This window comes from Desulfoscipio gibsoniae DSM 7213 (genome assembly GCF_000233715.2).
Classification (GTDB): domain Bacteria; phylum Bacillota; class Desulfotomaculia; order Desulfotomaculales; family Desulfallaceae; genus Sporotomaculum; species Sporotomaculum gibsoniae.
Genome location: NC_021184.1, coordinates 224,016 through 240,373 on the forward strand (window position 1 = coordinate 224,016; position 16,358 = coordinate 240,373).

The 16,358-nt window shown below is 44.1% G+C and carries 12 protein-coding genes and 1 riboswitch; of the genes, 8 read left to right on the top strand and 4 right to left on the bottom strand.

Annotated elements, in window-relative coordinates; translation table 11 throughout:
• Nucleotides 1–37: 37 nt before the first annotated feature.
• Nucleotides 38–313 carry a nucleotidyltransferase domain-containing protein gene (locus tag DESGI_RS26665; RefSeq protein ID WP_006522970.1) on the bottom strand — a complete coding sequence of 92 codons (276 nt, stop codon included), beginning with the start codon at nt 311–313 and terminating at the stop codon, nt 38–40.
• Between the two features lie 22 nt (nt 314–335).
• Nucleotides 336–521 carry a hypothetical protein gene (locus DESGI_RS01220; protein WP_041284724.1) on the bottom strand — a complete coding sequence of 62 codons (186 nt, stop codon included), beginning with the start codon at nt 519–521 and terminating at the stop codon, nt 336–338.
• Between the two features lie 2 nt (nt 522–523).
• Here DESGI_RS01220 and DESGI_RS23510 point away from each other — a divergent pair, with 2 nt between their 5' ends.
• The 7 genes from DESGI_RS23510 (at nt 524) to DESGI_RS01260 (ending at nt 10,885) form a co-directional block, all read left to right on the top strand.
• Complete coding sequence (locus DESGI_RS23510; RefSeq protein ID WP_083939737.1) at nt 524–817, top strand: recombinase zinc ribbon domain-containing protein; 294 nt, start codon at nt 524–526, stop codon at nt 815–817.
• The gene (locus DESGI_RS01230) at nt 789–2,054 is read left to right on the top strand and encodes a hypothetical protein (RefSeq protein WP_006522969.1); all 1,266 of its coding nucleotides are present in this window, start codon (nt 789–791) and stop codon (nt 2,052–2,054) included. Before DESGI_RS23510 ends, DESGI_RS01230 begins: the two co-directional genes overlap by 29 nt.
• Nucleotides 2,055–2,182: 128 nt before the next feature.
• On the top strand, nt 2,183–2,767 hold the full coding sequence (locus DESGI_RS01235) for a DUF3841 domain-containing protein (RefSeq protein WP_006522968.1): 585 nt from the start codon (nt 2,183–2,185) through the stop codon (nt 2,765–2,767).
• A 674-nt stretch (nt 2,768–3,441) separates the two neighbouring features.
• Nucleotides 3,442–6,678 (top strand): type I restriction-modification system endonuclease, encoded by a 3,237-nt coding sequence (hsdR, locus tag DESGI_RS01240; RefSeq protein ID WP_006522967.1) that lies wholly within the window; start codon nt 3,442–3,444, stop codon nt 6,676–6,678.
• Nucleotides 6,679–6,681: 3 nt separating this feature from the next.
• Nucleotides 6,682–8,103, top strand: a complete 1,422-nt coding sequence (locus DESGI_RS01245; RefSeq protein ID WP_006522966.1) for a class I SAM-dependent DNA methyltransferase — start codon at nt 6,682–6,684, stop codon at nt 8,101–8,103.
• Nucleotides 8,100–9,623: a restriction endonuclease subunit S gene (locus DESGI_RS22770; protein ID WP_006522965.1), complete on the top strand. Its 1,524-nt coding sequence runs from the start codon at nt 8,100–8,102 to the stop codon at nt 9,621–9,623. Before DESGI_RS01245 ends, DESGI_RS22770 begins: the two co-directional genes overlap by 4 nt.
• A gap of 620 nt (nt 9,624–10,243) precedes the next feature.
• A complete protein-coding gene (locus DESGI_RS01260; protein WP_006522963.1) occupies nt 10,244–10,885 on the top strand; it encodes a DUF3800 domain-containing protein in 642 nt (213 codons plus the stop codon).
• Nucleotides 10,886–11,190: 305 nt separating this feature from the next.
• Here the strand turns inward: DESGI_RS01260 and splB are convergent, their stop codons facing one another.
• Nucleotides 11,191–12,210: a spore photoproduct lyase gene (gene splB / locus DESGI_RS01265; protein ID WP_006522962.1), complete on the bottom strand. Its 1,020-nt coding sequence runs from the start codon at nt 12,208–12,210 to the stop codon at nt 11,191–11,193.
• A gap of 326 nt (nt 12,211–12,536) precedes the next feature.
• On the opposite strand from splB, the gene DESGI_RS01270 reads away from it, so the two are divergent.
• Entirely contained in the window at nt 12,537–13,478 is a 942-nt protein-coding gene (locus tag DESGI_RS01270; protein WP_006522961.1) for a class I SAM-dependent methyltransferase, read from the top strand.
• A 154-nt stretch (nt 13,479–13,632) separates the two neighbouring features.
• On the opposite strand, the gene DESGI_RS01275 is transcribed toward DESGI_RS01270, so the two are convergent.
• Nucleotides 13,633–15,828: a DNA topoisomerase III gene (locus tag DESGI_RS01275; RefSeq protein ID WP_006522960.1), complete on the bottom strand. Its 2,196-nt coding sequence runs from the start codon at nt 15,826–15,828 to the stop codon at nt 13,633–13,635.
• A 278-nt stretch (nt 15,829–16,106) separates the two neighbouring features.
• A riboswitch (molybdenum cofactor riboswitch) is annotated at nt 16,107–16,228 on the top strand.
• Nucleotides 16,229–16,358: the final 130 nt, after the last annotated feature.

Consider the following 16,358-nt stretch of genomic DNA (forward strand, 5'->3'; position numbering starts at 1 on the left):
TATATTATGCTGACAAAACACCGGAGATGAAGCTTTATCAATTTCCTTTTAAAGTATCACAGACTAACGGATCAGGAAACAAATGAAATAGTATATCAATTTGTTTTAACCTGATTACTCCCGGCAATTTGTAACTAAATTGAATTTCTACTGTAACGCCTCTGACATCAATATCGCTGGTGTCGACATTTGTTCCATAGGCAATAGACCCTGCAGTAGTAAGAATTAATATATTCGTTCCAAGGTGCGGGTCTGTTCTTAGAAAATCATATTCGCTTGAAGTTAGCTTATCTTTTATATACTGAATATCCATGGTGAATACTCCTTTATAGCTACTATTCCCAGACTTCTTTAAGTGTTTCGCGGAACAGAGTATTTAAAGCCTCGTAATCCGATGTTTTCTCTTTTCTAGCTGTTTTAAGATATTGCTTATAATAGTCTATCTTACTCCCAAGAGAATCAATGATCTCCTGGCTTTTGGCTTCAATATCAATTTCCAAACCGGCAGTCTTTTTTCTCAAGTTTGCAGGCTGAAATAGAGCGGCACAAAAAGCTCGGCCGGCCAGTCAGTTGCCATGGCCCATTCTCGGCAAAAATCATTTGCGGCGAATGTGGTGGCTTTTACGGCTCCAAGGTCTGGGGCTCCAACACTAAATACCGCCGCACGATTTGGCGGTGCAATGAGAAGTATAAAAAAGATAAGCCCTGTCAAACGTTGCATCTTACCGAAGACGATATTAAGCATAGGTTTAAACTATTAAGCAGAAAACAGTCAGGCGGTGATAGAATTGGCAACTTTTCAAATGCTAACCGATGAAATGCTGGCCGATATCGTCAGCAATGCCAATCAACGAGTAGTATACATAGCTCCAGGTATATGGCTTTCAGTGGCCAAAGCAATATCAGTCTATCAGAAGCAGAATAGTGCGGCAGCGTTAGAAATAATTCTAGACCCAGATCCGCAAGTCTATCGGTTAGGGTATGGAGATCTGGAGGCGATCAAACACCTTGATACTGAAGGCATTTACCTTCGAAAATGCCCCGGTATACGAGTTGGTCTGCTCATTGCGGATGAGGAAGCCTGGTTTTTCACCCCAACTCCTAGGCTTGTTGAGGAAGAACCAACTAGTAATAGCACCTTTGCTCCCAATTCAGTTGCTATCAGCCTTGAACAGGCTAATCAATTGCTAAGTGCTATTGCACCGCAGTTAGTACTTGGTGAAATGCTGGAACAAAATACTGTAGCGAATAAACCGCCTGTCGTTGGTGTACCCAAACCTGAAATAGCCCATGAGACCTTTAGTATTAAAGATATGGAGGAGATAGAGTCTGATCTTAAAAAGTGTCCCCCTCAGCAATTCGATTTAGCTAGACAAGTAAATGTGTATTCAAGCTATATTCAGTTCGTCGAACTCAGTTTGGAAGGGACTCACTTAACTAGGCATACGATTTCAATACCTCAAGAATTGCTGAACTTGGCGTCTGACGAAAAAGATAAAGATCGCTTGAAAGCTTCCTATCAACTTATAAGATCTGGCAGTGATCTTTCAGGAAAAGCTATGCATGAAAAGGTAAAAGCGTTACGGGACAAATATCTGAAATCGCTTGGAAGCCGTTATGGTACGGTGATGTTAAAACAACATAAAAATGACTTTATCAAAGATTTGGAGCAGTTGCAGACAGAACTGGATAGTTTCAAACAAAGTGTTCAATCAAAACTGGAAGAGGAATTCGAAGCATGCAAGAAGAATCTCAAAGGCATTCTGGGACCAGCAATAAAGAAGAACCCGCCTGATGAACTCAAGTACGGCATTAATACGCCTAAACCGAACAAGTCAACGGTTGAGATGTACCTGGATACGAAACTTGAGACTATTATCCCCAAAATAGAGCATTTTGTGAAGGATATGGTCATCCGTTACCAGTTCAAGGAAGTAACATATGAAACGCTACATGAAGAAGCTTTTATTGTTAGTCTGCGCAAAGCTTTCCCTTTTGCGGGCTTACCTGATATTCCTATTAACGAATACAAAGCCGCTCCGGTAAAGAAATAGGAAATACGCTCCTGCTGAGCGTGCTGCTTGCACCACCTAAAGCACTAGGAGCGTCCCCGCAATGTATGATAGTTAAAGCATAAAACGTGACAAAAAATACGATATTTTAGGATTGTAAGGAGAAGTTTATGCTTTTATGGTCAATTCAGCCGGAAAGCCTGTATGTGAAGTTAAAAGCGGAAAAGGTTCTCTTTTGCGATCCGGCACAATCTGAACTGATTACCGAATGCGGCTTTGGTCCCGCTTATGATTGGCTTGCGGAGCAAATGGTCTTGCGTGTTGGGCAACCGCCTGCGGGCGTGAAGTATCCGTTTTGGGCGTGGCATACCGTGGAGTGGGAACATCGGAAGCCCGATCTGCGTCGCATGGAGTTTCGCAGCTATAGCGGAAATCAGGTCTGTATTGAACTTGAAGTGCCGGATAAAGACGTACTGCTCAGCAATGAGGACATGTGGCATCTTTTATTGAATGATGGCTATTATAGAGATTGTTCAAACGAACAGGAATATGAAGCCGAGGATAAATGGTACAAAAGCTTGCCGTCCGATGAGCAATTGAAGGTAAAACGAAAATCATGGGAGAAGATATTTGACGTTTCACCGCTGCGGGAGAATGAGTGGGAAAGCCACGGAAAATATGTTCAGGCAACCTTTTGGGAACTTCGGCTTGATCAAGTGATAGAAGTGCGCCATTTCAAGGGGAGGATACGCTAGAGTTGCGCGGGGGATGCCTTGAATTGGACGAACCGGTCGATATTGCTTTAAACGGCCTGTGATTGATATCTGCTTTAAGAACACAAGTCATGCCAAAATAAATATACAGCATGTCCCATAAAGTAAAGCAAATCACTCTGGTTTGCTTGTGGAATACTATCGCCGTCTTTAAAATTGCCTAAAGAAACCCCAATGGCAGTTCTTTCAGTCGGTTTATAATCATCGCCTGAGCCATCAGGATTAGGTTCAACCTCATACTGTGTTTTTCTCTAATCTAAATGATTTTCTAAATAGTCATCAAAATAGTTGGCATCTTCGAAAGTTAAATTTACGTAAGGATAATTCTCATAATCCCCAATAGCTAGAACCGAGTACTAATAGACCTCTGCAAAGGCTAACCTTGCTGAAGAGTAAATTGAAAATAGGATCACTAATACACAATGCTCACCCATTTTTTATTTAAAAATATGCATTGTAAAATATATCCTATTCTTCTAAATAAATAACAATATATGGTAAAACGTAACTTTCTCAAATATTAACCTGTCACATCTTGGGTTACTATGGTAATACATCATTCTCCCTTAAATAAACAGGACTTATGACATAATTGCAGAAATATGTAAAAGCATCATGTGCCTGGCATTCCATAATAATAAAAGAAGGGAATACACATGAGCCCAAGTAATTTTTCCTTTTTAGCACCCAGATGGCCAACTTTGGCCCAGTTGGGTGAGTTAGCTGAAAAAAACTTACATACCGACCCCAATACATCTTTAATCAAATTAAGAATGTTTGGGGAAATATTATCTAAAATTATTCTTTCCTACGAAAACCTTGAGGAACCTTATGACGGTAAACAAACCACCAGGCTTAGCTTGATTAAAAGCGACGGTGCTTTGCCCGACCGGTTAATAGATATGTTCCACTCTATACGCAAGGCCGGCAATAAAGCCACGCACGAAGCCTACGGCACGGTTCAGGAAGCCACCACCCAAATGACCTTTGCCTACCGCCTGGCCGTTTGGTTTGTGCAAACTTACGATAATTGGACCTTTAATCCGTCACCCTTTAAACAGCCTGAAAAACCGCAGGATATTCACGAACTGCAAGACCTATTGCGCCGGAAGACCGAAAATTTTGAGGCCGAACTGGCCAGGCTGCAGGAAGAGCTGGCCCAACAAAAGGCCGCGGCTGCACTTACCGAAGAAGAAAAATCAAAACGTCATGACCGGGCGCAAAAAGCAGCCGCCAAAATTAAACTTTCCGAAGCTGAAACCCGCAAGCTGATTGACCAGCAGCTGCAGGCCGCTGACTGGGAAGCCGATACCCAAAATTTACGCTGGTCAAAAGGCACGCGCCCGGAGAAAAACCGCAATCTGGCTATTGCTGAGTGGCCCACTGAGGCGGGTCCGGTGGATTATGCCCTGTTTGCCGGTTTGGAAATTATCGGGCTGGTTGAAGCCAAAAAGAAAAGCAAAGACGTAGTTGCTGACATGGAGCAAGTTAAAAACTATGCTAAGCATATTACCCAACGGGCCGATGAAATCATACTGGGCACCTGGAGGTCGTATAAAGTACCCTTTCTGTTTACCACTAACAGCCGGCCATACTTGAAACAGTTAGAAACCAAGTCCGGCGTATGGCTATTGGATGCCCGCAAAAAGACCAACCACCCCCGGCCTCTGCAGGCCTGGTACACACCGCAGGGCTTAAAGGAACTATTTAAGCAAAATATTGACCTGGCCACCGAAAAACTGCATCGGGAGCCATACGACTACCTAAACTTAAGGGATTACCAGGTGGCCGCCATCAAAGCAGTCGAAAAGGCTCTGTCCGAGGAACAGCGTAATATCCTTATTGCAATGGCCACCGGCACAGGTAAAACCCGTACCACTATCGGTTTAGTTTACCGGTTGATTAAATTGGACCGGTTTAAGCGCATTCTCTTTCTGGTGGACCGCTCCGCACTGGGGGAACAGGCTGAGGATGCCTTTAAAGAGGCCAGGCTGGAGGATTTCCATACCTTTACCCAAATCTTTGACCTAAAAGGCCTGGCTGATAAAATCCCCGAGGCTACCACCAAAGTACATATCGCCACCGTCCAAGGCATGGTCAGGCGGATTATGTTCGGTGACGACGATGCAGACACCCCCACAGTGGATAGATATGACTGTATCGTAGTAGACGAAGCCCACCGGGGCTACATCCTGGATAAAGAAATGGGTGAAGTGGAGCTGGAGTTCCGCGACCAGAAAGACTATATCAGCAAATTCCGCATGGTACTGGAATACTTCGACGCCGTTAAAATCGGCCTAACCGCAACGCCTGCGCCCCACACCATAGAGATATTCGGCAAGCCCGTATTTACCTATTCCTACCGGGATGCGGTGATTGACGGCTGGCTGGTGGATCACGAACCGCCCCATCAAATCGGCACCAAATTAAAGGAAACCGGCATCAAGTGGAAAAAGGGCGAGAAAGTACCCATATACGACCCGGTAACCGGCCAGATAACCAACAGCGAAGAACTGCCGGATGAGTTATTTCTGGATATAGATAAATTCAACCGGGCTGTCATAACCGAGAACTTTAATAAAACGGTGATCAAAGAACTGGCCAAGGAACTTGACCCCGAGGGGGAAGAGAAAACCCTGCTTTTTGCCGCTACCGATGATCACGCCGATATGGTGGTCAGGCTGATGAAACAGGAATTTGAAGAGCAGTCCGGTACCATTGACGATGACGCTATTACTAAAATCACGGGCTCCATAAAAGACCCCGTGGGGATGATTCGTAGATATAAAAACGAGCGCCTGCCCAACATTGCCGTAACCGTTGACTTGTTGACCACCGGTATAGACGTACCCGAAATATGCAACCTGGTTTCCCTGCGCCGGGTGCGTTCCCGGATCCTCTACGAGCAAATGCTGGGCCGGGCCACCCGCCTGTGCCCGAGAATCAATAAAACCCACTTTGTCATCTATGACCCTGTAGGCCTGTATGAGGCGCTGGCGCCGGTTACCAATATGAAGCCTGTGGTAGCCAACCCCAAGGTGGATTTCACTACTCTGGTAAAAGAATTGCAAGAACTGGAAGACGAGGCGCAGCAAAAGGCCCATGTGGAACAAATCGTAGCCAAGCTGCAGCGCAAAAAGCGCCGGCTAAAAGGGCAAGACAAAGAGGACTTCACCACCCTGGCCGGCGGGCGTTCACCCGAAGAATTTATTAAATGGCTGGGCAACGCCCCGGTCAGTGAGATAAAAGAAGAGCTGCAAAAGCGGACCAACCTTTTTGCTTTTTTGGACGAGAACCGCTACCAGCCCCGGCAGCAGCTAATTTCTTTCCATGAAGATGAGCTGGTCTACCATACCAGGGGCTACGGCAATGCCGAAAAGCCGGAGGATTACCTGGGTGAGTTCACCAGATTTATTAAGGATAATATGAATATCATCCCGGCTTTGCAGATTGTCTGCCAGAGGCCGCGGGAATTGACCAGGCAGGCGCTGCGGGAACTTAAACTGGAACTGGACCGGCATGGTTACTCCGAGACCAACCTGCGCACCGCCTGGCGGGAAATGACCAACCAGGATATAGCTGCGGACATCATCGGCTTTATCCGCCAGCAGGCTCTGGGCGACCCGTTATTGAGCCATGAAGAGCGCATTAAAAACGCTATGCAGAAAGTATACGCCCTGCAAAAGTGGACCAATGTGCAGCGCAAGTGGCTGGAGCGCATAGAGAAACAGTTAATTAAAGAAACCGTAATCAACCCTGAGGATCTGGACAAAGAGCCCTTCAGAGAAATCGGTGGCTACAAGAAGATCAACAAAATTTTCAACGGTCAGATCGACCAGGTGCTTAACCAAATTATAAAATCACTCTATCCCGACGAAAGGAAACAGGCATAAAGAATGACGACACAGGAAATTGTCCAAAAGCTTTGGAATTTGTGCAACGTGCTGCGGGATGACGGCATCACCTTCCACCAGTACGTCACCGAGTTAACCTATATTTTGTTTTTAAAAATGATGAAAGAAACAGAGCAAGAAAGCCAGATCCCCGAGGGTTACCGGTGGGATGATTTGGTTGAAAAGAAAGGTACGGAATTAAAAAATTTCTACCGCAAACTATTAGTGGACCTGGGCCAAGAAGGGCGGGGCAGTGTCAAACTTATCTATGCCAACGCCTATACCAATATTGAAGAACCTAAAAACTTAGAAAAAATCATTCGGTCCATAGACGGGCTGGACTGGTACAGCGCCCGGGAAGAGGGTTTGGGCGCTCTGTACGAAGGCCTTTTGGAGAAGAACGCCAGTGAAAAAAAATCGGGGGCTGGACAATATTTCACCCCCAGGCCGTTAATTAATGTAATGGTGCGTTTAATTGACCCTAAACCGGGTGAAAAATGCAACGACCCGGCTGCCGGCACCTTTGGCTTTATGATTGCTGCCGATCGGCATGTAAGGAAAAAAACTGATGACTATTTTGACCTAAAACCGGTAGAAGCTGAGTTTCAGAGGAAACAGGCCTTTACGGGTTGTGAGCTTGTGCAGGACGCCCACCGTTTGGCCCTGATGAACGCTATGCTGCATGGTATTGAAGGGGAAATTATTCTGGGTGACACCCTCTCTACCAAAGGCAAAGAATTACGGGATTATGATGTGGTTTTAACCAACCCGCCCTTCGGCACCAAAAAAGGCGGGGAGCGCCCCACCAGGGATGATTTAACCTTCCCATCTTCCAACAAACAGCTTAACTTTTTGCAGCACATTTACCGTTCTCTACATAATAAAGGCGGTGCCCGGGCCGCAGTGGTTTTACCGGATAACGTGCTCTTCCAAGACGGTGACGGCCAGAAAGTACGGGCCGACCTGATGGACAAGTGCGGCCTGCACACCATCCTGCGCCTGCCCACCGGCATATTCTACGCCCAGGGAGTTAAAACCAACGTGCTGTTCTTCATCCGGGGCACAACCGATAGGGGAAATACCAAAGAGGTCTGGTTTTACGACCTGCGTACCAACATGCCCAGTTTGGGTAAGCGCAACCCGCTCACCGAGGAACACTTTGCCGGCTTTGAAAAAGCTTACCTGGCGGAAGACCGCTCAAAGGTAGAAGACGAGCGCTGGTCCTGTCTGACCCGCGAGCAAATCCGGGCTAAAGGCGATAACCTGGACCAAGGCCTGATTGCTGATGAAAAGTATTCCTCTTACGATAACCTGCCCGACCCCATAGAATCGGCGGAAGAAGCCATCGCCAAGTTGGAACAGGCCACGGCGCTTCTTTATGAGGTAGTTAAAGAACTAAAAGAAGCCGAGGAGGGTCAGGCGTGAGCGCGATAAAGAAGAAAACATTGACCCCGGAGGAAATGCTGCAAGAAGCGCGGGTGCCGGAGGAGGAACAGCCGTATGAGGTGCCGGGGAATTGGGTGTGGGTGAGGCTTGGACAGATTGCAATTATTAATCCACCGAAGTATAACCCTAAAAATGATGAGGAAGATTTTTTAACTACATTTATACCAATGAGTTCTGTTAGTGATGTTCACGGAATTATAGAAAAACCTGAGGCTCGTAAATATTATGATGTAAAAAAAGGATATACCAGTTTCTTAGAAGACGATGTGCTATTTGCTAAAATTACACCCTGTATGGAGAATGGAAAAGCGGCTATAGCGAAAAATTTATTAAATGGATTTGGCTATGGCTCAACAGAATTTCACGTTTTAAGGGTAAAGAAAATATTAAACAATCATCTATTATATTATTTAGTACGATCTCAATATTTTAGAAATCAGGCTAAGGCTGTAATGACAGGAGCTGTGGGACAGCAACGCGTTCCTAAAAATTTTTTAAATGAATATCCTTTCCCCTTACCTCCTGTGCCCGAACAAAAACGTATCGTTGCCCGGGTTGAATCCCTACTTGATAAAATAAACCAGGCCAAAGAATTAATCGACGAGGCCCGGGAAACCTTTGCCGACCGCCGGGCCGTCATTTTAGCCAAAGCTTTCCGGGGGGAATTAACTAAGAAATGGCGGGAACAAACCCCCAATACCGAACCGGCTGAAAAACTACTGGAGCGGATTAAGGAAGAAAAGGCCAAGCTAAGTAATGGTAAAGGTAGAAAACAAGCGGAACTTCCACCAATTGAAACGCCATATGAATTGCCAGAAGGTTGGTGTTGGGTGAGGTTGGGGGAAATTACTGAAACTTCAACATATGGTTCATCAGCTAAAACAAGCGATGACGTGGATGGAATTCCCGTATTAAGAATGGGAAATATACAAGATGGTGAAATTCAATTAAACGATTTAAAATATTTACAATCAGAGCATGAGGATGTAAAGAAACTGACACTAGAGACTAATGATTTATTATTTAATAGAACTAATAGTTATGAACTAGTAGGCAAGACCGCTTTAGTTAGATCTGAACATAACAAAATGATTTATGCATCTTACCTTATTAGAATTAGTTTATATAAAAAAGAATTTTTCGGACAATATATCTGCTGGTATATTAATAGCTATCAAGGAAAGATGTTTTTAAAATCTCAAATTACTCAGCAGGTTGGCCAAGCAAATATTAATGCCAAAAAGCTATTGATGTTGCCAGTTCCAATACCACCTGAAAGTGAGATTAAAACCATTACTTCCTTAGTAAAAAAGCAGATATCTATAGAAAAAGAAATTAAAGCTTTAATTAATTTGAATAATCTTATTGAACGCTTAAACGAAAATATTCTTTCGGTTGCCTTCCGTGGGCAACTTGGTACCAACGACCCAACCGAAAAAAGTGCCCTTGAAACCCTAAAGGAAATTATATCGGAGAGGGACAAAAGCGAAATAAAGTAAACAAACCAAATCTAAAATGTGGCATGTAATAAAAATCGCTACATAACAATTAGTTAACTTATTGATATAATAATAATTTAAAACAATTCACCCCAAGGGTGAATTTTAACTTGGGTATTTTAAAAATCCTTGCTATAATTTGAATGGAGAGAACGGTTTGCGTTTCCAATTTAAATCAAAGAAGCTAATAGCCTTATACACCGAAGAAAAAGGGGCCCATAAATATCCCCCTGAGGTTGTTGAGGCTTTTTTGACGTGATGGTCGTAATTGATGCCGTAAGGAACGAAAATGACCTTTATGCTTTCAAGAGTCTACGTTTTGAAAAGCTAAAAGGCAAGAGAGGTAAATCCGAGCAACGTTCTGTACGCCTGAATGACCAGTACCGCATCTAAAATATTAAGAATAAGTAGTAGCGAATGTTTTTTTCAGGTAAGGTATTTACCTCTTCATGGTCAAAGATGGGGCTATAAAATGGAGCTCGAAAATTTAATTAGTAGTGAAGCAATTCCTGGGTGGATTTGGAGAAGCATGGTTTAGTTAAACGGTTGCAATTTACCTATAACGGCCCAACCTATACATATCTTAGACCATACAGTCATTCCAGAAAGTGGTGAGCCGTTTGGAAGTATTTATTGATGAATCTTTCAAAAAAGCATACGTTATGGGTGCAATCGTTGGACAAAGGCATGATATTGAAGATGCAATAAAATTAACCAGGGGCTACATCAAGAGGTCCAATAAAACTGGGGGGAAAAAGATAAATCTTCCGGAGATTAAGGATAGTGTGATACACCGGGGCTTTCCAAAAGTAAAAGAGGTCGTGCTGGATAACCTTGCTAAAGTTAAAATTGGTAAGCAATATAAGCCAAGAGATATAAAAATTTTTGCGGTATATATGCTGGAAGATGATGTAGCCGGTTTAAAACAAACCGAAATATATATGATTTTGGCTATTGAACTTCTTAAGGGCATAATTACCAGCACGGGGGCTAATGCAATAGATATTTGTTTTGATGTATTTTTTGATCAATATGGTGAAAAAGTTTTTAAGAATCAGTTATATAAAAAAATAATTCAAATCTATCCGGACATAAAAATTAACCTTACCCATGTTTCCTCTGAACGGGATAAGGCTCTACAAGCAGCAGATGTTATAACAGGTTCCATCCGACGATACATAATTCGGGAGGATACGGAAAGTCTAAGTGTTTTTATACAAAAAAGCAATATGGGTTTAAAAATGATTAAAAAAATAAGATAACGGCATCACGCACACCCTTTCATGTTCCACGTTTCCCCTTAATGGGTACTAAGGCATGTTTAGGACCGTATACACCGTCCAGGTTGCACGATTTAGCCGCAATTCTATCAAGTATAGTTTACCACGGTTTTAGTTTTTTAAACAGTATTTTTATAGTATTTAGGTAATCCAATTTAAATAATTTTAGGAAAAAGCCTACCTTGACCAGTTGGGGTGAGGCTTTTAATCTTTTTATATTTATATCTGATGGTAACACATTCTTCTGGAAGTAACAACAACACCATTAAAAATAATGAAAATATTATTTACACCAAGTACTTCACTTTAGCACTGGGGAAGTGCTTATCAAGCTCCCGCCGGAACAGCTCATCCATCTCCTCCAGCGTCTCCTTTGGATAAACGTACTTTTCGTAGCCGAACTGCCCGAATTTGAACTTACGCTCTTCCTCTTCCATAGGTAGGGTGGTGTCCGGAAACACCTCCCGGATGCGTTTTTTTGCGGATGCTGTAAACCGGTGGGAAATTAATTCAAAGCTAATGTCCGGTCCGACCGCAGGCAGTAACTCCTCTGCCAGGGAGCGGATTAGTTCGGTGTAATCGCTTTGCCAGCCCGGGTAGTTGAAAATAGGGGCGATTAAAAAACCCAGGGGGTAACCCGCCTCCGCTACACGCCGGGCGGCACCTAACCGGGCTTGGACCACCGGGGTGCCCTGTTCGTAAGATTTGATAATGTGGTCGGTGTTGATGCTAAAGCGAAAACGGGTATGCCCGTTGTGCCGGGCATCCAGCAGCGTATCTACATCAGTGAACTTGGTAACGAAACGGAAACGGGCCAGAGGTTGTTGCCCAAAAAACTCTACAGCCCGGGCCAGTGAGCCGGTATACGGTTCCACGGGGATGGGATCGGAAGTGGCTGCCCCCTCAAATAAAGTGGTTTCCGAGGCCCTTTTTTTTATATACTTTTCTGCCTGCTCAAGTATTTCATCAATGTTTACATATACTCTTATATATGGTTTTTTGCCCAGTGTTGTATTCAAGTAACAGTACTGACACTGGCCGGTGCAGCTGGTGCTCAATGGAAGCTGGTAGTGGGCCGATGGTTTGCACGGCGAAAACTGCAGCGTACGGCGTACTCCCACCACCAGGGTGCGTTTGGACTCCAGATAGGCTTCCCGGGGCGTTTTGCCGGGTATGCCCGTCACCCGGTTGTGACTGCCGATCATGGAAACGGGTATTCCGTCTCCCTTGAATCTTTTGTGCAGCTGCTGACCCAGAGGGTAATCAAGTGCCGCCTGCTCAAAGAAAACCCGTTTTGGTATAAACAAAATACTTCCTCCGGTTCTGGGTAATGTTATATATCGCTTAGTATGTCCATAAAATGCATAGCTGATTTGTAATGAACGAATGCAACAAGCCACTTTTAAATTTCCGTGATATGAATAGCTCTTGGTGCTAACGTACACCGGCAGAAGGATGAAGATTTGTTTTCATGGTAATAGTTCAATTTGATGTTTTTCTTCAGATCATTATGTGCCATAATAAAATAATTGTACATTATTAGGAAGATCCGGTTATTGAAGATGCAAGTAATCTTAAGAATAAAGTGCTATAGTTCTTAACATTTAAAAAAAATAAAGGGAGGATGATGGGAATGCCAAACACCGGCTCATTTCAGCTGCCGCAGGAATTTTTGATTATTGGCGCGGCTGTACAAACGGGATTATTTGAAGAATTGAAGAATAATCCCTGTACCATGGAAGAATTGGCTGTTAGGACGAAAATCGACCGCAGGGCTATGTGGACGGTTATTGAAGCTTTGATTGCTTTAAAGTATCTTGAATACGATGGTGAAAAAATTAAGCTCACCGAGGAGGCAGACAATATCTTTTTTAATTCTGAATACGAGCAGTATACAGGTTTTGCATTCATGCATACTTACAATATAATGAAGGCATGGACGCAGTTACCGGAAGTAATGCATAGTGGAAAACCGGTTGCGAAAAAGGATTTACCCGGACACACAAAGCACTTCATCAAGGCAATGAGCCACCATGCACGGAAGTCGGCGTCGCCAATTATAGATTATTGCTTAAAAGAACTGCCTACAAACCCCAGGGTTCTTGATGTTGGGGGTGGCCCGTTAACCTACGCCATTGCTTTTGCCGTCAAGGGGGCCAGGGTGACTGTACTGGACCTGCCTGAGGTTATAGATATGATGCAACCGGAACTGGATTCAGGTTTACCCATTAAAATGGTGAAAGGTGATTTTACCAAAGGTTTGCCGCCGGGACCTTATGACCTGATATTCCTTGGTAATGTATGCCATATATACGGTGAGCAGGAGAATAGAAAACTGTTTCAAGATGCGGCAGGCGAACTAGGACAGGGAGGACAAATTGTCATCAATGATATGATCCGGGGCACAGGCGTTATGCCTGCATTATTTGCGGTAAATATGCTGATTAACACGGCTTCCGGGGGAACATGGACCTTCGAACAGTATAAAACATGGTTGGCTGCTGCCGGTTGTTCCACAGCAACCTGGGAAGAGGTGGGCGGCAGGCAGCTAATTAAAGCTACTAAGGTCCATTAATATGCATCTGCGGGGACATGTGCTGGATTTTGACACCGTTATGTTTGTACTAAATGATGTAGTACACTACAAGCAAAATATAAAGAATTGAATGTGAAGGGCTGCATACAAAGAAACAGCCCCGGTTAAGGGGCTTTTTGTCTATAGCAGTCCTTTATTCCTTCAGCTTCAATTTGGCCAGGGCCTCTGCCAGGGCGGGGTTGGTCAGCCCTTCATCGGAGTTCTTTTGTTGCCGTAGGTATTTTTGCACATCTCTTTTAGAGGCATCCTGCTTATCTTTTCTCCTTCTCTCGTTAAAGGCAGTGAGCTTTTCCCTGTAGCCGCACTTGCAGACAAATATTTGTCCTTCTCCTTCGCCGTGCAGGGTCAGCTTTTTATGGCAATTGGGGCACCGGGCATTAGTTATTTTGCTGACTCCTTTTCTATAACCGCAATCCCTGTCCTGGCACACCAGTAATTTGCCCTTTTTACCATTGACCTCCAGCAGGCGCTTACCACAATCGGGGCATCTTTCACCGGTAAGGTTATCATGTTTGAATTTGCTTGTACTATTTTTGATCTCATTAACAACTACGCCAGCATACTGCTTCATTTCCCGGATGAAAATGTTTTTATCAAGCTTTCCCTGGGCAATGGTCTCCAGCTTTTGTTCCCACTGGGCAGTTAAAGCGGGTGTTTTCAAATCTCCGGGGACTAAATCGAGCAGTTGTTTGCCTTTTGATGTAATAAATATATTTTTACCCCTTTTTTCAATTAAAAAGTTATTAAATAGTTTTTCAATTATATCGGCCCTGGTAGCTACGGTTCCCAACCCACCGGTTTTACCGATGGTTTGAATTAAACTTTTATTTTCCCCGGCCATATACCTGGCCGGGTTTTCCATGGCGGAAAGAAGACTGGCTTCATTAAACGGCTGCGGCGGTTTGGTCTCTCCCCGGGTCTGGGACACGGACGATATTTTCAAGACATCGCCTTTATTTAAAGCCGGTAATACCTGCTCGGCAATTTGGTCCGCGGTATCTTCTTCATCTTCGAAAAGATTGTTGTACACTTCTTTCCAGCCCTGGGCGATCACCACTTTACCCCTGGCGATAAAGTGCTCATTGCCGATGCCGGCCTTTAGGGTGGTTTGTTCATATTCAAAGGGGGGATATAAAACAGCTAAAAACCTTTTTACTACCAGGTCATATATTCTTTTTTCCGTATCACTTAAATTATTTAGGAAAACCGGCTGTTCAGTCGGTATAATGGCATGGTGATCCGTTACTTTGCTATTATCCACAAAGGATTTGTTGGCTTTGATGGGGCTACGAAGTATTTTGGCCGCCGGTTTGGCATATGGCGGCACGCTGCAGGCTGTCAGCCGGTCCTTTAAGGTGTCCACTATATCCGTGGTAATATACCGTGAGTCGGTTCTGGGGTAGGTTAAAACTTTGTGCTGCTCGTACAGCCGCTGCATAATGGATAAAGTTTCCTTTGCCGAGTAGCCAAAAAGTTTATTGGCATCCCTTTGAAGTTCTGTTAAGTCATATAGCCGTGGGGCAAAACTTTTCTTATAGATTTTATCGACCGCTGAAACCATAGCGTTTTTATTTTTTATGGACGTAAGTATTTTTGAGCATTTATCCCGGTCAAAAATTCTGGTGTCCTTAGTTTGGCTGTCCTGCCAGGTTAGCTGTAAATTACCGGCTTTAGCTGTGATGCCGTAAAATGTTTGGGGCAAGAAATTTTGTATCTCCTGCTCCCTTTTAGCAATGATGGCCAGGGTCGGGGTCTGGACCCTGCCGCAGGAAAGCTGGGCATTATGTTTGCATGTCAAAGCCCGGGTGGCATTGATGCCCACCAGCCAGTCAGCCTCGGCCCGGGCAACGGCTGAGGCATAAAGATTTTCATAATCTTTACCCTTTCTTAAATTTCTGACCCCGTCTTTGATGGCCTTGTCGGTAACCGACGAAATCCAGAGCCGTTTAATAGGCTTCTTGATTTGGGCCTTTTCTATAATCCACCTGGCCACCAGCTCACCCTCACGACCTGCGTCGGTGGCAATCACAATCTCACGGACATCTTTTCTTTTCATTTGTGTGGTAACGGCATTAAACTGTTTGCCGCTTTGCTTAATCACCACCAGCTTTAAGTAGGGGGGCAGAATTGGTAGATCTTCCAGCCGCCAGGCGCTGAATTTTTGATCATAAGCCTCGGGGTCGGCCAGCGTCACCAGGTGGCCCAGTGCCCAGGTCACGATATGCCGGTCGCCTTCCAGATAACCGTTTCCTTTTTGATGGCAGTTTAATACCCGGGCCAGGTCTCTGCCTACCGAAGGTTTTTCCGCTAAAAATAACATTTTATACATATTTGTAATCATCTCCACTATATGCAAATAATAATATAATTATCTCAAAACAATCATGCTATGAATAGCTGCAGGGAATCCTGCATCTCTATACTTCTTTCCATGCTTTGACCCCTTAACGTCTTTACGTTTAAAGTATATAACACAATATTTTACCGCGGAGGTTTTTCACCGTCAAGGAAGCAGGGGAAGCGCGTCCAAATTTTGCTGATTAGTGTCATATGTTTTTATTTTTCGGCAGGGTTTTTATTATAGATGTTGAATTTATAATACTGTCGAAATATGTGCCTCTACGATTTTGGTTGCCTGTAGCTGATAAAGTATGGCAACCAGAACTATAGGGTGCGGCTGGAAACGGCTGTTGCCTCCCATTATGGAAAGTAGAGCTAAATAAGTCTCATGTCTATATATGAGGCCAAGCTTTGCTATTCCGCAATGTTTGGCCTTTTTTTTATTATTAACTTGGGCCGAATGTTATATGGTCAACAGTTAGACATGGTGCACGGCTAAACCTGAAAAACTCGCGATAA